The organism is Bacillus sp. 196mf (assembly GCF_003217275.1).
GTDB classification, from domain to species: Bacteria; Bacillota; Bacilli; order Bacillales; family Bacillaceae_G; genus Bacillus_A; species Bacillus_A thuringiensis_S.
In genome coordinates this window covers 476,924-498,888 of sequence record NZ_QJTG01000002.1, presented here as the reverse complement: position 1 = coordinate 498,888, position 21,965 = coordinate 476,924, and the positions used below count along the sequence as shown (strand labels likewise).

Below are 21,965 nucleotides of genomic sequence, written 5' to 3'. Positions count from 1 at the left end.
ACAGACATCCTTAGGCGAACAATAGAGTAAAGATTGTTAAAAATTTCACAATACACTCGATAACTTATTGATTTAATTGTTTCTCCCCAAAGATTTTATTTTTAATGGCAATTCCTGTAGGTGTAGCTGCAATACCACCTAAACCTGTCTCTCTTAATTCGCGAGGCATCTGTCTTCCAATTCTATACATGGCTTCAATCACTTCGTCAGCATTGATGAGATTGTTTACGCCGGCTAATGCGATGTCCGCTGCTGCTAAAGCATTTGCCGTTCCAATGGCGTTTCTCTTTACACAAGGAATTTCTACCAAACCAGCGACCGGATCACAAACTAAACCGAGTAAATTTTGTAATGCAATCGAAAAAGCTTCAGAAGATTGCTGTGGCGTTCCACCCGCAGCTTCTACCGCAGCTGCAGCCGCCATCGCTGAGGCACTTCCTACTTCAGCTTGACATCCTCCGTACGCTCCTGAAATACAAGCGTTGTTTGCGACTATCGTTCCAAATAACGCTGAAGTGAATAGAAAATGAATCATATCTTCATGACTTAACTGCAACGTATCTTTAATACTAAATAGGACTCCCGGAGTCGTCCCACTCGCACCTGCTGTTGGAGTTGCACAAATAGCTCCTAATGCAGCATTTACTTCATTAACACCGATAGCACTTTGAATCCCTAACACCATCAAATCTCCAGAAAGAGTTTTCCTATTTTCTCGATAGTTTTTAATTTTTACAGCATCCCCTCCGGTCAAACCTGTTGGAGAAAATACACCGTCGCCCTCGATACTTTTATTTATTGCATGTTGCATAGTCGCTAAATTTCGTTCCATTTTACTCCATACTTCTTCATAAGAAATTTTAGTTTGTTTGATTTCCTGTTCGATTGCTAATTCATAAATTTGCTTTTGGCTTTTATTAGCTGCATCCACAATTTCTTTTATGGCCATATACATATTTTTCACTCCTAAATGTGACTAAAGAATAATAAGATTAGCTATATTGCTTAAATCTCCTAATTCCTTCTGAGCATTACCTGGCAATATCGAATCCAAAGCGAATGCATATAAATATTTTGTTTTATCTTCCAAACTATGAAAGTTGTTAATTTCCACATCATATTGTTTAAAGATCCTGCGTAAAACAAATTCAAAGTCAGCTCTTTCTGAAATCGCAATAACAACTGGCAATGGCCCCTGCAGATTTAAGCTAAATCCATCAATTTCAACATGTTTGACTTCAATCAACCCACCACCGACCGAAATCCCCATTACTCTAATACTTCGACTTTCATCCTCTGCATATACATCTGCCGTATTTGGATGACCAGCAGGACTATTACCCAATTTTTCAATAAAGGTAATGTCAATTCCCTTAGACTCTGCTATTTTAATAGCATCTGGCACTTTGCTGTCATCAGCAGCAAAGCCTAATATACCAGCAATAATTGCAAAATCAGTTCCGTGACCTTTATGGGTTTCAGCAAATGATTCATAATACTTTACCACAACTTTTTTGGGAAGACCTTGAAATAATTTATTAGCAACTGTTCCAATAGCCAAAGCACCTGCAGTATGTGAACTTGAAGGGCCTATCATTATGGGCCCAATCACATCAAAACAACTTTTGTATTTAACAATCTTTTTTTCTTTAATAGATGCTACATTTATGTTCATATAAGCACCCCCATAATTTATTATTTTTAGCTGTAGTTGAATCTAAGTTGTTAGAATGATCGATTCAAAACAAGTTTCATTTGATAACGCTTTCTTTATTGAGTTGAATAAACTTTCCTTCTAATCCGCTATCCACCGTATAGTAATCATATCAGTATGTCCAATTTTAAAAAATTACTGGCAAGTTCTTTAGAATTTTTAATCCAAAACAAGGTTTGATATTTTCTCTAGAGGTAATAAATTGTGTCTCGACGCCCTCATTATAACTTGTATATTTATAAGTTTAATCTTTTTTTATTTTTAGAAAGATTGAATAGACAGAATTTTGAATAGGTAATAAATCACACTTAGTATGTAGCAATTGTGTCCTTTGTTTGAAGCTGTATTAGTTAGTAAAAAAGCAAAAATAACACAGAGTTCCTTTCATAAACACATTGATTATATTGAAAAATCATTATAAAGATACTTATATTGTCTTTTGTTTGAACATCTTATTTTGGACGGGAAATCTGTTGCAATAAATAATTCATTCAGATGAAAAGGAATACATTAATGAAATTTAAAACCACTTCCGTATACTAATTACACAATTTGTATAAATATTAATTATCAGAAAAAACAAACTTCCCATTCGGATCTTAACATAAAGGATACATTCCAAATAACAATGGAGATTCTGCTTTATCAATTTCTTTATACGTTATATTTCCCTCTTTACCTGCAACAGCAACTTGTACTTTTTCATTTGTTTTCACATCTTCTGCACCTATTGCACCACCCGCCAATAATCCTTTACTTAACAGACTCTCGTGAACAAAAGTTAGAGAGTTATGGAACAAAATATAATGTGTATGTACATACATTTCTTTTAAAAGAAGTTTTGTAGTATGCAACTGAATTAAAAAAATATAGATTTTTATGACTCTTTTTAGGGGATATAGCAAAGTGGGATCTTTTATATGCACATTGCTATACCGAACTAGATTTCAGCATAGTATTTTTTTGCAACTCATTGATTTTTACCAAACACGTATAAAAACCAAAAATATGAAAATAAATGACTGGCTAAAATTTTACTTTCAATAAAATAAAAAAGAACCTGCAAATTTGCAGATTCTCCTGATAATGATTTATATGAGTAAGACTCGGAAATATAATACAATGATTCAAAAATAAGTTCAAGTAAATTCAAAGAACCCGCTGGAGTTCGAGTTCTTTCAGAAGTGATGATGTTTTCTAGGCTTAGCAAAGTGAGAAAATACAAGAATATAATACATTGAGATTTAGAGAATTTCAATACTTAAATTAGAGGTTATTTTAATATGATGTAACATCAGCATTTTGAAGGAATAGCAATGAATACCTTATACATTCCCAGTCTACATAACGCTTTATTATCAGTAGAAAGAAAAAGGAAAATCCCTACTTTCACAATAAATCCGTCTTGCTACTCTATTCATTTTTTGATACATTCCTATCCACCGTTTTAGGCTTCTCTTTTGTACTGTGTTAGCCGAAAAATTGTATAAATCATAATTCGTTTTTCTTCCACCTGTTTCACCCTTTCTACACCCTAGTTTTACAAAATAAGAAGTCATCAAAACTTATATTTATTACTTTCTGTTATCTCCTTTCTCTTGTTCTATGCATAGTCTATCTGAATTTTTATTAGCTACTAAAAAAAGAATTTACAGGACGATTAAAAAAAGCCAAGTGCATTGCACTCGGCTTTATGGTCGATTAAACAATTTTACTTCAGACGTATTAAACTGATGTAGATAGTCTTTAGTAGAAGTATAGCCTGAATTCATGAGTGTTTTCTTTTCTTCTTCTGTGATATCGAAATTAAACGACGGCGTAAAGAATGTATTGATAAATACAGTACGGGCAGCATCTTCTTTGGTTGTTTTTCCGCTCTCATGACCTTTGATCATCGTTTGAGACAAATTCCATGCAAAATGAATAAGAGAATGGCCAATATGATGTTCTGTTGAAGTTGCGATATGTTTTAACATGGCAATCTCGGCCTGAGATTCTAAACGGAAACCCAGTGTTTCTTTGTTGTAGACAATTTCATCTGCAGGATCAAAGAAAGATGCATTGTATTTCGTGTGTAAGCTTCTTAGTGTAGAATGATCCTCCGTATTGCTTACCAGTTTATTAACCTCGTCAATCGTATCTGTGGTCGTGAAGTGTTCTTCTTTATTCACAAAACTTTTCCGATCAAATAAACGAATTGGGTAGTTATCCAGTACACCTCCGTCTACATAATAATCTTTATCCCATTCCACAGATTTAAAAAAGAATGGGATGGACATCGAAATCCGCACAGCAACTACTAACGGGACATCAGGTGTCGTTTCGCGAGAAAACGTACGAAGCTGGTGTGTAGAAATGTTCGTTCCTTGGAAAAACACGTCTTTTCCTGTTTTGTCATATAACTGCTGAAAGGTTGTGTCCTTACTCCCTGTCCACTTTTCAACGATCTTTCCTACCCACTCAGTGAAGAAATCCCCTTTATAGATACCAAAACCATCAAAAAATAAACGAATATTATCTTGTACAATCGAAAAATCATCATCTTTAAACGCTTTAAAATTCATGTCTTTGTGGATTTTTACAAGATCTGCGAATGGAATGGAAAGACCTAAAAGTAATGCAGTAATCGCTCCTGCTGAAGTCCCCCCAAATCGTTGTATTTCTGGTAAAATCCCTTCTTCATTTAGTGCACGGATGGCACCTATATAAGCGCTTCCCTTTACTCCGCCACCTTCAAATACTAAGTTACGAAATGGATATGCCATTATATACCTCCAATAGAGAAATTTTCGATCTGTTATAGTATCGGAAGTATATTGAAATATATTCCAAATGGTATTAAGAAAGCTTCATGCCCTCCGATACATATGGCGGAATTATCTTTATTCAATGGATGAATTGTTTGAAAGAGAAGGAATCTGCTTGGAATGGTAATTTAGTAGGATAGGAAACAGGAAACGGAGCGTATCTATGGATGCACTAACTAATAACCCTTTTTGAATCGTATATAACGTAACTTCTTTTCCGATGTATCCTCAAAGTAAAATCACGAGCAAAAAACCAAGAAACAATCTACATTTCATAAATCCCTCACCATCTATAACATACAATCCAGTGAAATAATTTGTTTCAGATACGTAGAAATATGATTTAACCAGCAATCAATAATCAGGTCTTCTTACCCTAAATATACCTGAATCTATTTGTTTCCATACCGGAAGAGTTAAATCATTTTGTTCCCATTCATGCAATTAAACAGATATGTATAATTGCATATCCATTAAATCGCTTTTAGTGCTATATTTTAATAGCGATGAATGCTATTATTTCATAAGTTGTCAACAAGCGTTATGTATGTATGAGAAAAAGGAAGGAGCCAAATAGGTCCCTTCCTTTTTCTACTAATTAAATAAATTACTCTCTGGTAAAAATTTAATTAGTGATGCTCCTTTACAAGCGTCTGATTATGCATTAAAAATGCTAGCTTTGCTTGCTGTCGGAAAAATTAAAGATGATAGCATTAAGTTATTAAGAGACAAAAATTCATCAACACGAAGACAGACTCGTCTTGGCTAGATAAATTTGGTGATAAATACAGGAAGTAACTCTTACGATTCAATGATTCCTTTTCCTGCCTTCTACCCTTGCCACTTCTGTTTCATGACTTGCAAATATAGATCTTCAAACTCGTTAAAATGGACGCGAAAAGCACCTAATGTATCGATATAAGCAGTAATCACATCTTCTTTATTAAAATGGATCCCTTCCTGTGCAATATCATAGCTATCATCAAGGCTGTATAAATCAAAATATTCCTATTCCCAATATACGCCTCTGTTTACTAGTAAACGAGTGGAGCAAGTAAGCGCTTGTTTCACATTACATTTCTGAGCTACTAACTTTTCATTTAAGACAGAAAGAAGGATATTTACCGAGTATTTTTCATCAACTATGCGGCTATATGACAGTAAAGCCGATTCTATATATATCAGCTTTGCTTTAGACATTAAAGATATCTCCATAATTTCATATGGCGGGTGCTCATTTGCTTCAATCAACCTATCGCACCATGAAATTACCTCCTCTCTATCCCAAAGCCCGCAGCCTAGTCCTAATGCATACAAGTGGGCTAACGTTTGATAAGATTTCAATATGTTTCACCTTCTATTTAACTGTATAGTGTTATTGCATTCATTTTGGAAATAATCACGTTTAGTAATAAATACAATAAACTCCCCAAACGGACAGCTTATTTGCATTAAAAACGCTACACATGAACTTTTGCTTTTTTTCGACGAATAAGCCACCAAACTAAAGATAGCAGTACTAGAGGGAACGGAATTACCTGAATAAAGAAAAATACTTTCCAAAAATCGTGCATCGTACTACCAGGGGAATCTGTTGCCATCCCGCCAATAAAAAAAGACAATGGAATGACAAGTATATTTATACCTAAACTAATCATTAGAAATGATAGATTCTCCTTCCAGATTATTAGTAATGCAGCCACTATAAATAAAACCAATGCAGTACCCAGTATAAGAAACAGTGCTCCAAAAAAAAATACAAAGTATAAAATACCATTGATTAAAGGTTCCACAATAGCCCTCCTAAGGATTCATTCTATAGAAACACTCATGTTATTTAGAAAGTCAGGATGCTAAACCTCTTAGTTCTCTTTCAATTTCTTCATTGCTATAGTCTTCTTGTCTTCTACCATTTTATCAGCTAAGAATACTTTATCTACATGCTTATATTCTGGACTGCGTTAGGACATATGTTTCTATTGTACAACCCGCTAACACTTAGACCTGCTAATACGATACCTTTAAAGGCTCTGTTCATATTCATTTGCCCCTTTTATCTTTTCGTATTTTTTTCTCCATCCATAGACAGTCCATTATGAACGTTTTCATTATAAGTATTGTCTGCTGTTACTGTTTTACTTTCCTTACTATCTGTTTCGGCCCTGATTCTTCTCGTTTACCGTTTCAGTATTACACTTCAATTCGCATTATCATTACATAAAAAGGACATACCTATTCATATATACCCCTTTATTATTTTATAAAGATTATACAAAAATTAACAATTAATCATTTACTCAACAATAGATAATATGGATAAAGAAAAAATACTAGAGAGTATCACAGTGTAGTAGTCTCCTAGTATCTGTTCATAGTATTTTAACGGCTATGCAAATGAGGAGGGATAAAAAAAGACCTCTTACGGAAAGATAAGAGGTCATCAAGAAGATAAAAATGTTGTATTTGAAACACGCGAGTTTCTAATTCACATCATAACACAGTATATCCATATATTCAATATATACATTAAATAAAGGAATGTATGTTCAAAAAAACACACGGAATATTAATTTGGAACAGTATGTTTTCTTCTTTTATCCTACTTTTTCTACACTGCCGTAATTGTAACAATGGATGGTATCCTCTGTATACTGATGAGCAATTGTAGCAAGTTTTTCTAAATTCTCTTCCGTTACCTCATGAGTAAACAGAACAAAATTACTGTCGGATTCGGAGTCTGTTGAAATGGAACCATCGATCCGTTATGAAATGTTGAGCTTGCATCTCCTAGATTCCATGTAAATATTCGCTAATTCCAATCCCCTTTCGTGTCATTTTATGTTTAATATAGTCTCGTACCGTACAAACGGGAAATGTTGTTAATTTGAAAAGAGAGCGGAATAAAATTTCTTTATCGCCTCTGTTCTTTCTTCTGTATGATAGAAAAAACGGAGAAAGATGGAATTTTATCTATCCTCATCACTTGTTAGAAAATTCTAATTTGATTAAATTAAAAGAAAATGATATATTGATTTTAGAATAATAATCCAATTAATGGATGACAACCTAATACCTGTAATTGGACTATGACAATGTCAGATAAACGAGAGGAATTTAATATGAAAAAATTATGTTCATTTGCTTTAATCGGTGCCTTAACCTTTTCGGGTTTTATCGTTTTAGACAGTACGCTACCTGATAAAGCGCGCGCTGAAGTAAATACGATTAAGCAAGCTTCAGCTGTTGTGGATGATTGGCCATGGCAGACGTATTTCTTATTGCATCACAACGTGGACTATCTACAAGAATTAGCCCCTGGTACGTTAAAACAAGGTGATACGTTTGATACGACGGTATATATAGGCGGAAAAGATGTAGGTGTTGTAAAGATTTATCGATTGAACGGAGAAGGTAAATTGCAACGCTACAAAACCATTTCTGCAGGTGAGGCTGGACACCACTACTATTCTAGGTTCAAAACACCAATTACAACGGTTTACACACCAGGTACATATGTGGCAGTACTAAAAGTAGACAATTCATATTATTATGGTGGCTCCTTCCAAATTACAAAGTAAAACATATAGGTATATTTGTCTGAAACGCACTGGGTTACGGTGCGTTTTTTGTTATCTAACGAATAAATGATCACGCGGGAAGTCAAAGCATATTATCGAAACGGAGCTGAATGTGATGAAAATTGTAACAGTTAATGCGGATGCAACAATCCATGTTGGTATTTTAAAAGGGATGACAGGATGTGTTACTAGTTATGATGCGGATACTGGGATGCCGAAATCTAATTGGATCCATTTACAACGGTTATAATTAGGTCTATATTTCTAACGCAATAAGGTTTGTATAGGATTCTTTAGAAAATTAATATTTGATTTTTATAGTGATTCAATACATTCTATGATTAAAACTAAGTTACATATTTTAAAATCATCACCAGGAGAATCTGCAAATTTACGGGTTCTTATTTAAAACATAATGCCAGAAAAGCTGAGGTGAATAAAGTGCAAAGTTTAAAATCTTTAAAACGTGACGTATACATTTTTCTTCCATTTTCTATTTATTTTTCCTCCATTTTTATTTCATTCTATATTATAGAGAATACATTCAACTTGCTAAGTTTTTTACCAGCACTTGGAACCCTGTATGTCTGGCTAACTAGTGTGATAGACATTAAAAATAAAAATTACAAAATAAAATAAAAAAGCATCTGAACTAGATGCTTTGCTCTTAATGTTATAGAATATTGACGCCCATGACCATACAGCTACCAAAAACAATACATACCAAACCTAAAAATATTAAAAACTCTGGCAGATCAAAATGTTCGAGTAACGCGCCTATTAATAATAAAAAGGGATATACTAGAATTTCAATCCAGGTTACGCCCCCTGCTTTCTTTATTTCTCGGTAAGATACAACGCTGACAAGTAAAACGCCTACTACAATCAACCCTATTCCTAACATCATCCATTCACCCTTTTGAAAATTTAGTATTTCACTTTCATATACTGCTCTTTTACGAGCACCAATAATTCCCTCAGTTTCTTCTCTACAGGATGTTCTTGATTTTCTGGTACTTCTCTCCCGTATGATGAGAAGCTTTGTGAGCAAGCACTAGTTGTAACTGCCAATTTCGTGTATGAGAATGTATGCTCATTTTCTTTACCAATGTTTTCAGTAGTGCCTCCATTTGAACCAACGCGTATACAGCTTTCATCAAGTTTGGTGCGCTTACCTTCCTTGTTAACCGTGTAATACGTGTCATTGACTTCCCCATATTTCATATCGGCTGTAGATGTAACTGCGGTCCCGTCTGCAGAAAAAGTGACGACACGAAATCCATCTTCTTCTGGCAACAACTCAGCTCCTGGAACATTGTATATAACCAAAAGGTCTCCTTCGTATGCTTCAGGAATGAGATAGATTGTATCTGTAATGTCTTTTCCGAATCGGATACAACCGCTTAAAAGAATCATAATAAAGATCCCGCAATACATTATAACTTTTCTCATAGAGTCTCTCCCGTTATGTGTAAGAATGTATAGTATGTATTATATAATTCAATATATTCCCTTGGATAGAATAAGTTTCTAGTTTGAAGACGATTTTACTATTGTCATATAAAAGAGTTATGTCAGTGGATGATTAGCACAAAGAGAAATGGAGTGAATTGATGAGCAGACGTTTTGCATTAACATATGAAAATAAGATTTTGAGAAAGATAATAATTACCGTAAGTATTGTCATACTCGTTTTCATTGCAACAGGGTGTGATTCTGTCCAAAATGATGCAAAGGATGTAACGGAGATTCCGCTAAACAGCAAATTAGAATCCCTTATTTCAGAAAGTATCATTGCCTGGAATCAAGACAAATTAAATCATACAGAAAAACAATTTGAGACGCATGTAATCTATGGAACTGAAATGAAGGATGAAAAAATGTATGTCTACCTTCATTCCCTCATGCAAGGATACAACCGCGAAACACAGACAGTTTCTCAAGCAGGACATTTACTTCCAATCCGTGTGACGGTCACAAAAAATGGGGATGATTACATCATTGAAGATTACCGTGAACCAGGAGATGGTGCTGAAAATGAACCTACTTTGCGCAACATGTTCCCGAAAAAGTATGCGGATCAAGCACTCACTATCTCAAATGAAACGATTCAATCATTAGAATCTCGTATGCAAGAATATGTTTCTAAGTGGCTGGAAGATACAAGTAATAAGAGACAAGATAGATAACAAATAAAATATTCATAATCGAATATTTTACAAAAAAAGGAGAGATATAATCTCTCCTTTTTCTACTTTATACCTAGCATTATTTGTTATATCCACCAAGTTGCTGTTCTGCCATAGCAACGAGACGTTTTGTGATTTCTCCACCTACAGAGCCGTTCGCTCTTGCAGTTGAATCCGCGCCTAATTGTACGCCGAATTCTTGTGCAATTTCATATTTCATTTGATCTAGTGCGCTTTCTGCACCTGCAACCACTAAAGAGTTGTTACGATTGTTTGCCATCATATATCACCTCCTGTACGTTTAATATGCTACGAAACAAAGAAAATATTATTGGTAAATAAAACCATTTATAGTTTGTTCTTTTATCCACTATTTTACTTTTCCGTAACGATTTCAGCAGAATAACAGTATGAGTTTCGTTTATTCGCATTAATATACAGAATGGAAAATATGTTTACGAAGAGTTATATTTTTTATAAACATTTATCGATGTAGTTGTATTGCAAGTTCTTCTAAAATATTGACAGATAATATGCCGTGTGTTAAATTCAAAATATTTAAATATTAAGGAGATGAGTGACAGATGTCAGTTAATAAGATAGAAGAATATTGGTATATGTACTCTAAAGAAAATGAGTTAAACATGAGTGTTCCAGATGCATGGATGTTTGGAGATGGTTCCAAAGAAATGGGAGATAAATTAGGAAGTTTAGTAGTTAAAGGAATCAAAACAGGAACATGCGCTGCACATTGTGTTTATGAGCTTGAAGGGGAAGAAATTCAAAAAGTTGGTCAGTACGATATTGTATTGGATGGAGACAATAATCCATTAGCAATTATAAAATATACAAAGATCGATTTACTAAAAATGAATGAAGTAACAAGTAATTTTGCAAGATCTGAGGGTGAAGGCGATTTAAGCTATGATTATTGGTATAGTGAGCACGTTAAATTTTTCACTTGGGAATTAAGTCGGTATGGACTTACTTTTACTCCAGACTTAATGCTCGTTTGTCAAACGTTTAAAGTAATGGATGTTTATAAAAATTAAACATGGATGAAAATCAAACATGTTTATTTTATATTATGTTTTTAAGCATTTCGTCATGTAAAAAAACAAAATCCCCTTCAGGAAAGCTGCTAAGCTAGCGTAAGGTGCTAAATTCCCTCAAAGTATCTCAAAAGCTGGATAATCATTTAATATTTCTGTACTCTCCAACTTACAACAAAACACATCGCAAAATATTTTTACGATGTGTTTTAAAAGGGAAATCATCATCAAGTTTTTCACCCATATTTTTATAAGGAGTTTTACCATTGAGGATAAACGCCTTCATTTCAAAACAGTTCTTTTCATTTGTATACGATATGTCTCACACATATAGTATACAAATTATTACACTTACTTTTCTTCACCGCTTGCTTGCATGGAATTAAAAGTCCAATTTAATTTCAACGCATCTCCTTGAAATACATTTTGTTCTTCACCGTTATCTACGAATGTAAACATTACATAAAATGTATCATCATCACCTGGAGCAAGTCCATTTCCTTCTCGATCTACAATACCGTTCTTTACAAGATTAGGAATATTTCCATTTTGCATAGCTACCTTTAATTCAGATAATGTAGTAGACCAAATTGGAACCTCATTTTTATCCAAGTTCCACAAGAAATCAACACGGATATGATCACCAAAATCAGCATTTCCATTATCCCCTTTCGCATCGATTACACTGTAATCTGTCAGGAGTTTCACATCTCCTATTGCTAAGGTTCCTTTGTTTACTAATTGAAAACCACGTTCCATTTCATCACCTGGTTTCAGATTGTCGACATTAATAACAACTTCTGGATTCACACTCAAATCTAAAGTACCCGCTGCAAACGTGTTTTGTGATACTTCCTTATCACTAAAATATGCATATGTTCCCCCGCCAATTAAGGATAAGCCAAGCATTGCAGTTACAACACCCATACCAAGTTTTTTCTTCATACCCATTTCACAAGTCCCCCTATTGTTAAAGTTTAAACTACAAACCTTATTTCCATCCCACAAATAACAATAATAATTAAGCAACTTCCTTGTCCCATAATGAAAGCAAACTTACTTTAAACTAGTTACTTCATGTACCCAAACGACTATGACTCTTAAAATGACCGGTAATGTTACCGTAAATCATTTCCGGTCATTTGTTAACCAATCCATTTCATTTAATATCCATTGTCTGATGCCTTTATTTACTCTAGAAGTTTGTCCACTTATTTTTTTGGTTCTAAACCGATAGAGCGTAAAATTTTCTCTAACGTCACTGGCCCTACATTTTCTTTCGGTTTCTCGTTTCCTTTAGCATCTGGGCCCTTTTTCAAGAAGTTTTTCTCAATTAAACGAACATCCGTTCCACCTACAACACCATCTTGATTTATATCTCCATCTTTTACAGATACTTTTCCTTTTCCATACGATAAAGCTGCTATTCTAGCATCTTGAATATCTACCATTTTATCGCCGTTTACATCACCTGCAAGGTTATCATCCATGTCAGCTCTAAAGTTTTGTCCCACTAATTCTCCATCCTGCATTTTCCCTATTTTTGTTGTTAATTTACTATTTAAATGACCTGGCATTTCTACGAAAATATCATATTCTTTATCGCTTACTGGAACACTATGAATTTCAAATTGTCCGTTATCACCAATCGTTCCTGTATATTTCTTTCCATCCTTTCCAACTGCGTACACTTTTGCTCCTAGTTTTGTATAGTCTTTCTTACCTAAATACCCCTCTTCATTCAAGAAAGCTTCCGGGCCAATATATCCTGTAACCGTTGAATGTTTCGAAACAATAGCAAAAGATTTATCTTTAAACGCAGGAATCTCAATGCCTTCTGATGCACCAACTTTTGTATAAGAGAACTTATCTACTCCAAATGCAGTCAAATCATTAAAGTATTCATCGTTCGTCATCTCGAATGTAACATCTAAAAATGGTTTATCTCCATCTAATCCTTTAAATTCTTTTCCTTCCAATGATGCGCCAACTTTCACCTTGTTTTCCCAAGCTCCTGCTTCACTTATCTTCGGATCTTCTAATTTAAGGTTCAATCCATGTTGTTCTACATATTCCGTAAGTGCTGGATTTGGTTTCACATCTGTAAATTTAAATAGCTGCTTGTAATAAGGAATTTCAAATGTACCTGACATAAGCTGTTTTACATTATTAAGATTCAAAGTTAATGTAATTTTCTCTCCTAATTTGATTTTATCTTTGTCATAACTTGGAACAGCGTATTCTGTCCCTTCTTTTACAAAGACGTAATCTTTATATCCAGTTGCCATATTCCCTGCAGTTGCAAGATCATATCCAAATAATTTTAAATTTAACGGCTCATTTATTTCCTCTGGAAGTACTCCAAATTTAAAATCACCATTTGCTTGAATTGTATTCAACCATCCCGATGGGAAGGCTGAGTTTTGATAATATACAATTTGATTCGCTTTTTGATCATATTGCAAGCCTTTTGCCTTTAATGCATCTACTGTAGAATCATAAATATTACCATGCACCCATAATGCACGCTGGCCGTCTTCTTCTTTAAACATAGAATCATTGACTTCGTGTATACCAGGTTGTACATCCTTAAATTTCATTTCAGGTATTACATTATCAATGATAATGCTATCGCCTTTTGTATAAGATTTTCCTTCTTTATCATATCCAACGAAGTTCAATTCGTAATCTCCATCAGGCAACATAACAGGTTTATCCGCAATTGGATGAGCTGGATTTCCTGTGAATGGAAGTACATACCCTCCCATACCAGAAAACATCATATATTCAACATTCGGTGTTAGACTACTTGCATTAAGTGTACCAACGACTCCTAATGCCTTCCCTGTCGTTCGGTCCTTCACAATTGCATCAATGGTTTCGAGAGGACTATTTAATTTAAATGACAACGGCGAACTTGGTCTTTCCATAAATGGATGGAATTTAGAAGCATCTGTTGCCATTGCATCTCTCAGTAAATCTACAGACGCAATCCCTTTTTCTGTGAATTTAACTGCAAATGGTACTTGATATACTTCTTTTTCATTGTTTTTATTTGAAATATGAATATAGCCCTCATATCTACCAAATTCAGCGTTTTCTGGAATGGTAATTTCAGGGTTAATTTCCTCTGATGCACCAGGAGCTACTTTAATAGAATCTGGTACGTTTAGCTTCACACCATTCTTCGCTGCATCTTGCACACCTACACTTGTAGGTGAAAATTTCACCTCTAATTTAAACTCTTTCCCATCTGTTTTACTGCTGTTCTTAATTAAAACTTTTCGACTATCTTTAATAGGCCCATTTTCAATTTGATTTTTATACCCAAATGCAATAGAACCTGTTTTTTCTTCAATTTCTACTTCTTCATCACCTACAACGTTTGATGTTTTATCAACAACCTCGATAGATGTATCTGCATGAACTGCACGATATGCATCAATTCGTCCTGAGCCCACCTCAAATACAGAACGCTCTTCCTTTAAATCAACTGCGGTATTCATGAGTGCTTCTTTTACTTCAAATGGACTATAGTTTGGATGTTCTTGTAAAATAAGTGCCGCTACCCCTGCAGTATGAGGAGTTGCCATAGAGGTACCTGACATACGTCCATACGCTACCGGATAATTATCTCCATCTTTTGGATCATTAATATATTCAGGAACAGTTGAGAAAATAGACACACCTGGTGCTACAATATCTGGCTTAATATCATCTGTCTTAGTTGCAGGACCGCGGGAGCTAAAATCAGCTAAGTGATCTCCCTCTATTTTTATATTACTTAGTTCTCCAAACGCTAACGACACATCTCCTTGTACAGCTTTTACTTGTAATTTCTCACCATCTACTTTTGTTAAGCGGAACGATGGAATAGACGAAGTACTTTCCCCAAGATAACTTGTAATTTCACCATCTACATTGTTATATACGATTACCGCTTTTGCGCCTGCTTCCTTAGCATGCTTAATTTTTTCATCAAATGTAATCTCACCGCGTTGGATAAGAGCTAATTTTCCTTTTACATCTTTTCCTGTAAAATCATTTGATTTTCCAAGCCCTGCATATACAACTGATACGGATTGACCTTTCAAATCTTCAATCTTATCAGTAAAGCTTTTTCCAAGTAGCATCATCTTATCCACATGTAAATCACCTGCATCGATAGAAAACGTTGGGATCGTCATTGCAGCATCACTGGCTCCAACTGTAATTGGAAGTGCCGCTGCACTAGGTGATCCAATGGTACCTTCTTCCGGACCACTGTTACCTGCTGCTACTACTGTAACAACACCAGCTAACATCGCATTGTTCACTGCGACAGAAGTAGGATATAAAGGATCATTAATAGACGCTCCTAGTGATAAATTGATAACATCCATATCGTCTTTCACCGCTTTATCAATCGCAGCAAGAATACCGCTTGTTTGTCCACTTCCATATGGACCTAATACGCGATATGAATATAAATCTACATCTGGAGCAACACCCTTCACTGCATAATCCACACTATTCTGTTTGTCTGCAGCAATTGTCCCAGCTACATGCGTACCATGGGATGTATAATATGCACTCCCCTCATAAATCTCAGGATATCCTCCAGAATTTTGCCAATCCTTATACGTTGTCTCCATTGGATCAGCATCATTATTAACAAAGTCCCATCCTTTTATGGAGTTCGGATCTATTTTACTTGGATCTTCACCTTGTTTTGCACGATATCCTTTATATGCATCTTTCAAATCCGGGTGGTTGTAATCAATACCTGTGTCCAGTACACCTACCTTAATTCCTTTCCCTGTTATTTTTTCATCATGCAGCTTGTCCACACCAATTTGCGGTACACTATCCGCCATTTTCGGTTCAACAGCAGTCTTAGTTGTTTCTTTCGGCAAATCAATTTTAACCTCATGATCTTCCCATACGCGCTTAACGATACCGGTACGAACTAAGTCTTCGATCATATTTGCTGGTAAAGAAATCGCTACACCATTAAAAGCATTCTTATATTCTCTTGTTATTTTTGCAGATTTTACATTTGTTCCTTTCTCTTTATTCTTTTGAAGCTGCTCAAGCTCTGCTTTAAATCCTTTATGTGATGCCTCTACCTTTTGTTCCGCATTTGAAAGAGCTACTTTTTTCCCTTTAGCCGCTTGTTTTAATACCTCTATTTTGCTAGGCGCTTGCTTAAATTCTATAATCACATTCACATTATTAGGACTTGTTGTATTGATACCTGGCGAAATAACAAAACCTGGTTTTGTATCTAACGTTTTTAAGGCATTACGTTGTTCCTTTGTAAGACCTTTTAAGATAACATTTGCATCATCAATTCCAGTTAAAGTAGATGTATTTACCTCTTCCGCTAATACGTTATATGGAATTCCTTGAGACAATAACATTCCAGCTGTTAACGTTCCAATAAGAATCTTTCCAAATTTCCCTCGTTTCATATTACATCTCCCCATTATTAATATTATTTTTTGAAACAAATTGATTCTTAAATTCCCATGTAGCATTGGAAACTCTATTAATCTTAATCTTTTGTATCATGAAAGACTTCCAACACTACTACCATCCCCATACCTTACATAGCTAACCACTCACTTTACTCTTTCTATAAGAGCCCTCCGTCATTTATTTCCAACAAAAGATTTTCACAAAATGAATTATTAACAAGATTAAAATGTAATTCTATTTTTATTATTCCACATTTTGATTATTCTGAAAATTAAACAAAAGGAGTATCTTTTCTCTAAGGATTCTATGCCTACATAGTACAAAAGAACTACCTTGTCCTTTATTCTTTGTAATACAGAATAAAGCGACACGATAGTTCTTTGATAGATTTCTTATTTAATCTAGCGGAACTAATTGATTTCGGACTGCATAAATCACTGCTTGCGATCGACTTTTCACATTTAGCTTTTTAAAAATTTTATTGATGTGAATTTTAACTGTTTTATCACTAATATATAAAACTTCAGCAATTTCTTTATTACTAAGTCCTTTTACTAGTTCAAAGAGAATTTCCTTTTCACGTTCCGTCAGTTCATTTTCATTTGATTCTACTTTCATTTTTTGCTGATGATATGTAATTAATTTTTTAGTCATACGCGGATGAATGACTGAATCGCCTCGATATAACATTCGAATTGCTGCTACTACCTGATCTGATGATGAATCCTTCAATAAATAACCATCAGCACCGGCCTGGAGTGCATCCATTAAATACTCGTCATGTTCATACATTGTAAACACAAGTACACGGCAACTCGGATATTTTTTTTTCACTAACTCTGTAGCTTCAATCCCATTTTTCCCTGGAAGATTAATATCCATCAAAATACAATCTGGTCGGCATTCTTCTACTTTTCCCAATACTCCATCTCCAGAGCTAGCTTCTCCAACCACTTTTATATCAGATTCATCCTCTAGTATGCTCCGAATTGCATCCCGTAAAAAAGCATGATCATCTACTACTAATATTTTAATCATTTTACGCACCCCTTGTTTGTGAATCTGGAATTAACAGTGTAATTTCTGTCCCTTTTCCTACAGAACTATCAATCTGTAAAGTAGCCCCTAATTGGTCAGCTTGTTCATTCATATGTAATATACCATAATGTGGCTCATTCTTCGTTTTAACCATAGACTCAAATAGTGAAAAGCCAACTCCATTATCCTTAACTCTTAAAAGCACGTGCTCCCTTTGATAACTGATTAAAACATCAGCCTTTTTTGCTTGCGCATGTTTTACAATGTTTTGCAAACTCTCTTGTAATGTATCAAAAATAACCCTTTCTTTTGAAAAACTAAGCGCACGTGCATGACCCCTTTCATGATATGTAATATCTAGTTCATATTCTTGTTTTAAAGATTTTATTTTACTTGCTATCGCCTGCTTAAGGCCTAGTTGTTGCGTCGGATATGGCTTTAAAGCATAAATAGAGTAGCGAACTTCTCCTAGGCTTCCTCTTAAATCTTTTATGCTTTTCTCTACTACCTGCTGCATATCAATTGGTTTATCACGGTATTTTTTCCGAGCGGATTCTAATTGGAATATCACCCCGGCTAATGTTTGCGCAATACCATCGTGAATTTCACGGGCGATTCTATTCCTTTCTTCTAAGATCATTCTTTTTTCCTGTTCAGAAATCAATAACCTTGTTTTAACTACGTTAGCTAATTGGTTAGAAAATGTAGCTAACGACTGTACATCTTCCGGAAAGAAACCCGCATTTCTACTTTTCCCTGCAACAAACATTCCGACTAGTTCATCATTTACTATAAGAGGAAAATATACAAGTGAGCGTATAACACTATCAAATATTTCATCTTCAGGAGCAGTACCAATTTTCCAATCATTAAATACAAGATTTTTAGAAAGTCCCTCAAACGCCTCTAACTTTTCTGAATCATCAGATATATCAGAACGGACTTTCCCATCTTTTAATAGAATATTCCAGTTACCATCATCTTTTGTCCATATTACATATGCTTGTATGCCAAAAAAACCTTTAAGTGCTTGTTTAATATGTTTCAAGTTTCCTCCGGTTAATCCTCGACTAATTTCGGTCGTAATAAGAAATAACTCATATAATCGTTCCTTTTCCATCCTTATCCGTACAGAAAAAGAACTAATTACTGAAGTTGCTACAAGTGGAAAAAAGAAAAACAGTACTGTAATTTCGTTTACTTCCACACTATATGTACTAATTAGTACATGCATCAGTGCCGCATAAGAGAAACCAAAAGTTTCGCAAAGAAATACCGTAATAGTTTTTTTATACCATTGATAAATTGAATATGGCTGCGGAAGAAGTATCATTAACAAATCATAAAAGCGATTGTTGAAAAAACAAAAAAACACGCAAAATAATAACAAAGATATTAAATTCTCATACAGAACTGACATACCTATCTTATTAATTATTAAGGACATACATTTGTCTGAAAACCATTTGGCAAAGATCAAACTAAGTGCATGTTGAGTACTATTAAATAACATTCTTTGTATCGGTGAACGACGATGCAGGTGAATAATTAGCGTGACAAGTACAATAGCAACAATAGTTATATGGATTCCAAACTGCCAACTCATAGCGTAAATTATCGGAAAGGTAAGCGAACTAGTTCCTCTCCAAAATCTTACAGGAAAATACTCTGCAATCCCCATAAAAAGTAACAACAATATTAGTATTGTTAGATGAGAAGGGATTTTAATTTCAAGTAAAGATATAGTTATAGTAACCAAACCAAGAAAAGAAATAAAATAAAGATAAAAACTAGCAATCTTTTCTCTCATAAAGATAGAATTTACATCTTTCAAAACAACCCCTTCTTTCCTTATAAAAACTTCATTTTCTCTATTATCCAACAAAAAACCGGCACTGGCAAAATGGAAGGACATCCACTAGCCAATCACCGGCTGTGTACTACACCTAAAAAGGCAAGACACAATACTAGTATATATCAATTTGTGAAGTTTACCCATTAGTCAAATGGTGTAATTGTACATACTTTTAGACTTAGGTCTACTAATACAAAAGATGTATACGCAATTTAAATTTTGATTCACTAAAAAAATTCTAAGAAAAATAGGAAGGCAATCGTAGTAAATACTTATCTATATTAATTTCATCTAAATCTTTAGGTTATGTATGTGTCAAATACTCCCCATCTAATATTTGCAAATAACCTATGAGATAATCTCCTTATATACTACATATGAAGTTTATCACTTAATATTTATTGAAGAAAAGACGATGCATACAATATTCAAATCTAATTAACATATCATTTGATTATCGGTAGCGAGATTAAAGAGACTCCCTACTCTTAGAAAGGAACCTCCAATTCATATTATTACCCCATGCCCATCAACTTAAGAATTTTATAACACCCCAAAACAAAAAGTCATGACCTAACTTTCGGGGTCACCTCAAACGAGCCCATGACTTTTTATATGCTATCTCACAAATAATCCGGGAACACTTTACAGCCCTTTTCTTGCTCCATATCATGGCCAAAGAAAATGATCGGATTTTCTTTCTTAACAACATCTTTTAAACGTTTTATTGAAGATAAAGCTAAATCCGAATCAAACCCAGCAAACGGTACTTCATCTTCAAAGTTTTCTTTCGTATATGATGCATCAATAGTTAGCAACACTGGACCTGATTTTTCCGTCTCAATTAATAATGACTGATGACCTGGCGTATGTCCCGGTGTATATATTAATTGCACACCTGGCACTACTTCATAATCTCCTTCAATGATTTTATAGTTTAAATTCGGCAATATACATTCTTTCAAATATTCCTCTCTGTAGAGTGCTACCTCATATTCAGCACGCTGTACAATAATTGGTGTATTTGTAAAAACGCCATTTCCTCCTGCATGATCAAAATGCAAGTGAGAACTAATGATATAAAGAAGATCTTCTGGCTCATATCCGGCACGCTTTAAAATATTTGCGATCCTATCGTTCTCATTCATTTTAGGTAAAACTTGTCCTTCAACAAATGTACCTTTAAAAAGATTCTCATTATTAAGAGCACTTTCTGGCATACCTGTATCTACTAAAATAAGTCCCTCTTTTGTCTCCAAAAGATAACACCAAACAGGTAAGTTTAGTAGTTTACCCGGTGTAAGTGTACTATTAACTGAAGAATGATCCAACATACAACGACCTGCTGGGAGGAAATAAAGCTTCTTTACTGTCATTATGTATCCACCTTTACAAATAATTTAGGATAAAACAATACAATATAATATTTCGCTTATTAGAAATAAACTCCTTTTCACCTTTCATTATTTCAACCATTATTTTTTCAATTGTTCACAACTTTTCATTACAAATTCAGTGATACTGGAAAACCTATGCAGGAATTCAGTCCGCCTTTAGGCATAGGATAAAAGTGTCAACTTTCCGTAGAAAAGTTAACGTCAAGTAACTCCAAAATATATAATAAAGGTTGATTTTAGAGTTACTTTTCCACATTGGAATATCTTGTCTTATTCCCCTTTTTCGGTGGATGGGCAAAAACACCCTAATTCTAGAAATTCATCAGTTTCCATAAAACCAAACTTCTTATACACTGGTCTACCCATTTTTGAAGCCCCAAGCCATATTTGTGAGATACCTGAAATCTTAACTTCATCAACTAATTTAGTTAACAGCTTTGTTGCGATTCCTTGCCCACGATAATTTTCATTAGTATACATATTTGTGATATAAGCCTTTTTTCCAGTCTTATTGGTGTAACAAGGTGGAAATTCATAAAAAATTACTGCACCACAAGCTATAGTTTCTTCATTATCTTCCACTAGCCATTCAATTAAAGTACCTTCACTTAGTTTATTTTTAAAGAAAGCATATAGTTCTCTACCAATATCTATATTAGGTTCTATCCCCTCATCAACTAATTGCTTTTTCTTAACTCGACCAATTTATCAATATCATCGATATTTGCTTTGCGATATTTCAACTTTTCACAACTCCTTTATAAAATTACAACTGACCAGCCCCATAGCATAATTAATTCTCATCATTTTACCATTGGTTCTTATTAAACTAAACTGCCATTAAGTTATTTGGGGTATTTGCTCTTCTTTGCTTG

17 protein-coding genes and 2 pseudogenes are annotated in these 21,965 nt (G+C 34.4%); 4 read left to right on the top strand and 15 right to left on the bottom strand.

The features are described from left to right. Positions 1–64: 64 nt before the first annotated feature. The 6 genes and pseudogenes from sdaAA to ATL10_RS06630 form a co-directional block, all read right to left on the bottom strand. A complete protein-coding gene (gene sdaAA / locus ATL10_RS06665; RefSeq protein WP_110496615.1) occupies positions 65–955 on the bottom strand; it encodes an L-serine ammonia-lyase, iron-sulfur-dependent, subunit alpha in 891 nt (296 codons plus the stop codon). Between the two features lie 21 nt (positions 956–976). After that, entirely contained in the window at positions 977–1,675 is a 699-nt protein-coding gene (gene sdaAB / locus ATL10_RS06660; RefSeq protein WP_001024890.1) for an L-serine ammonia-lyase, iron-sulfur-dependent subunit beta, read from the bottom strand. Between the two features lie 638 nt (positions 1,676–2,313). Then, positions 2,314–2,568 carry a hypothetical protein gene (locus ATL10_RS06655; protein WP_000557539.1) on the bottom strand — a complete coding sequence of 85 codons (255 nt, stop codon included), beginning with the start codon at positions 2,566–2,568 and terminating at the stop codon, positions 2,314–2,316. Positions 2,569–3,405: 837 nt separating this feature from the next. Beyond that, positions 3,406–4,479, bottom strand: coding sequence for a patatin-like phospholipase family protein (locus tag ATL10_RS06645; protein ID WP_000331130.1), 1,074 nt, complete (start codon positions 4,477–4,479; stop codon positions 3,406–3,408). 873 nt (positions 4,480–5,352) lie between these two features. Next, positions 5,353–5,865: pseudogene (locus tag ATL10_RS06635) on the bottom strand (protein kinase). 116 nt (positions 5,866–5,981) lie between these two features. Then, entirely contained in the window at positions 5,982–6,314 is a 333-nt protein-coding gene (locus ATL10_RS06630) for a hypothetical protein (protein WP_000433527.1), read from the bottom strand. Between the two features lie 1,326 nt (positions 6,315–7,640). Here ATL10_RS06630 and ATL10_RS06625 point away from each other — a divergent pair. After that, positions 7,641–8,099 carry a DUF5065 family protein gene (locus ATL10_RS06625; RefSeq protein ID WP_023521971.1) on the top strand — a complete coding sequence of 153 codons (459 nt, stop codon included), beginning with the start codon at positions 7,641–7,643 and terminating at the stop codon, positions 8,097–8,099. A 115-nt stretch (positions 8,100–8,214) separates the two neighbouring features. After that, positions 8,215–8,349 (top strand): hypothetical protein, encoded by a 135-nt coding sequence (locus ATL10_RS31775; RefSeq protein WP_255259031.1) that lies wholly within the window; start codon positions 8,215–8,217, stop codon positions 8,347–8,349. 423 nt (positions 8,350–8,772) lie between these two features. Here ATL10_RS31775 and ATL10_RS06615 read toward each other — a convergent pair whose 3' ends face one another. Then, positions 8,773–9,006 carry a hypothetical protein gene (locus ATL10_RS06615; RefSeq protein WP_002152897.1) on the bottom strand — a complete coding sequence of 78 codons (234 nt, stop codon included), beginning with the start codon at positions 9,004–9,006 and terminating at the stop codon, positions 8,773–8,775. Positions 9,007–9,026: 20 nt separating this feature from the next. Next, entirely contained in the window at positions 9,027–9,551 is a 525-nt protein-coding gene (locus ATL10_RS06610; RefSeq protein WP_090976633.1) for a DUF6843 domain-containing protein, read from the bottom strand. Positions 9,552–9,712: 161 nt separating this feature from the next. Between ATL10_RS06610 and ATL10_RS06605 the strand changes: the two genes are divergently transcribed. Further along, on the top strand, positions 9,713–10,288 hold the full coding sequence (locus tag ATL10_RS06605) for a peptidase M56 (RefSeq protein ID WP_110496614.1): 576 nt from the start codon (positions 9,713–9,715) through the stop codon (positions 10,286–10,288). Between the two features lie 79 nt (positions 10,289–10,367). Here ATL10_RS06605 and ATL10_RS06600 read toward each other — a convergent pair whose 3' ends face one another. Next, positions 10,368–10,568, bottom strand: coding sequence for an alpha/beta-type small acid-soluble spore protein (locus ATL10_RS06600; RefSeq protein ID WP_000002881.1), 201 nt, complete (start codon positions 10,566–10,568; stop codon positions 10,368–10,370). 304 nt (positions 10,569–10,872) lie between these two features. Here ATL10_RS06600 and ATL10_RS06595 point away from each other — a divergent pair, with 304 nt between their 5' ends. Continuing rightward, a complete protein-coding gene (locus tag ATL10_RS06595) occupies positions 10,873–11,340 on the top strand; it encodes an ASCH domain-containing protein (RefSeq protein ID WP_090976630.1) in 468 nt (155 codons plus the stop codon). A 351-nt stretch (positions 11,341–11,691) separates the two neighbouring features. Here ATL10_RS06595 and ATL10_RS06590 read toward each other — a convergent pair whose 3' ends face one another. The 6 genes and pseudogenes from ATL10_RS06590 to ATL10_RS06565 form a co-directional block, all read right to left on the bottom strand. Then, a complete protein-coding gene (locus ATL10_RS06590) occupies positions 11,692–12,291 on the bottom strand; it encodes a TasA family protein (protein WP_090976628.1) in 600 nt (199 codons plus the stop codon). Between the two features lie 260 nt (positions 12,292–12,551). Then, the gene (locus ATL10_RS06585; RefSeq protein WP_110496612.1) at positions 12,552–16,793 is read right to left on the bottom strand and encodes a S8 family serine peptidase; all 4,242 of its coding nucleotides are present in this window, start codon (positions 16,791–16,793) and stop codon (positions 12,552–12,554) included. Positions 16,794–17,196: 403 nt separating this feature from the next. Continuing rightward, the gene (locus ATL10_RS06580; RefSeq protein WP_000590664.1) at positions 17,197–17,838 is read right to left on the bottom strand and encodes a response regulator; all 642 of its coding nucleotides are present in this window, start codon (positions 17,836–17,838) and stop codon (positions 17,197–17,199) included. Between the two features lies 1 nt (position 17,839). Then, on the bottom strand, positions 17,840–19,672 hold the full coding sequence (locus ATL10_RS06575) for a GAF domain-containing sensor histidine kinase (RefSeq protein ID WP_090976624.1): 1,833 nt from the start codon (positions 19,670–19,672) through the stop codon (positions 17,840–17,842). A gap of 644 nt (positions 19,673–20,316) precedes the next feature. After that, the gene (gene aiiA, locus ATL10_RS06570) at positions 20,317–21,069 is read right to left on the bottom strand and encodes a quorum-quenching N-acyl homoserine lactonase AiiA (protein ID WP_000216603.1); all 753 of its coding nucleotides are present in this window, start codon (positions 21,067–21,069) and stop codon (positions 20,317–20,319) included. A 291-nt stretch (positions 21,070–21,360) separates the two neighbouring features. Continuing rightward, positions 21,361–21,833: pseudogene (locus tag ATL10_RS06565) on the bottom strand (GNAT family N-acetyltransferase). Positions 21,834–21,965 lie beyond the last annotated feature (132 nt).

Coding starts and splice junctions, on each gene's coding strand:
- sdaAB (WP_001024890.1), bottom strand. CDS start 1,675: ATGAACATAAATGTAGCATCTATTAAAGAAAAAAAGATTGTTAAATAC.
- ATL10_RS06580 (WP_000590664.1), bottom strand. CDS start 17,838: ATGATTAAAATATTAGTAGTAGATGATCATGCTTTTTTACGGGATGCA.
- ATL10_RS06605 (WP_110496614.1), top strand. CDS start 9,713: ATGAGCAGACGTTTTGCATTAACATATGAAAATAAGATTTTGAGAAAG.
- ATL10_RS06600 (WP_000002881.1), bottom strand. CDS start 10,568: ATGGCAAACAATCGTAACAACTCTTTAGTGGTTGCAGGTGCAGAAAGC.
- aiiA (WP_000216603.1), bottom strand. CDS start 21,069: ATGACAGTAAAGAAGCTTTATTTCCTCCCAGCAGGTCGTTGTATGTTG.
- ATL10_RS06590 (WP_090976628.1), bottom strand. CDS start 12,291: ATGGGTATGAAGAAAAAACTTGGTATGGGTGTTGTAACTGCAATGCTT.
- ATL10_RS31775 (WP_255259031.1), top strand. CDS start 8,215: ATGAAAATTGTAACAGTTAATGCGGATGCAACAATCCATGTTGGTATT.
- sdaAA (WP_110496615.1), bottom strand. CDS start 955: ATGTATATGGCCATAAAAGAAATTGTGGATGCAGCTAATAAAAGCCAA.
- ATL10_RS06645 (WP_000331130.1), bottom strand. CDS start 4,479: ATGGCATATCCATTTCGTAACTTAGTATTTGAAGGTGGCGGAGTAAAG.
- ATL10_RS06595 (WP_090976630.1), top strand. CDS start 10,873: ATGTCAGTTAATAAGATAGAAGAATATTGGTATATGTACTCTAAAGAA.
- ATL10_RS06585 (WP_110496612.1), bottom strand. CDS start 16,793: ATGAAACGAGGGAAATTTGGAAAGATTCTTATTGGAACGTTAACAGCT.
- ATL10_RS06615 (WP_002152897.1), bottom strand. CDS start 9,006: ATGATGTTAGGAATAGGGTTGATTGTAGTAGGCGTTTTACTTGTCAGC.
- ATL10_RS06610 (WP_090976633.1), bottom strand. CDS start 9,551: ATGAGAAAAGTTATAATGTATTGCGGGATCTTTATTATGATTCTTTTA.
- ATL10_RS06625 (WP_023521971.1), top strand. CDS start 7,641: ATGAAAAAATTATGTTCATTTGCTTTAATCGGTGCCTTAACCTTTTCG.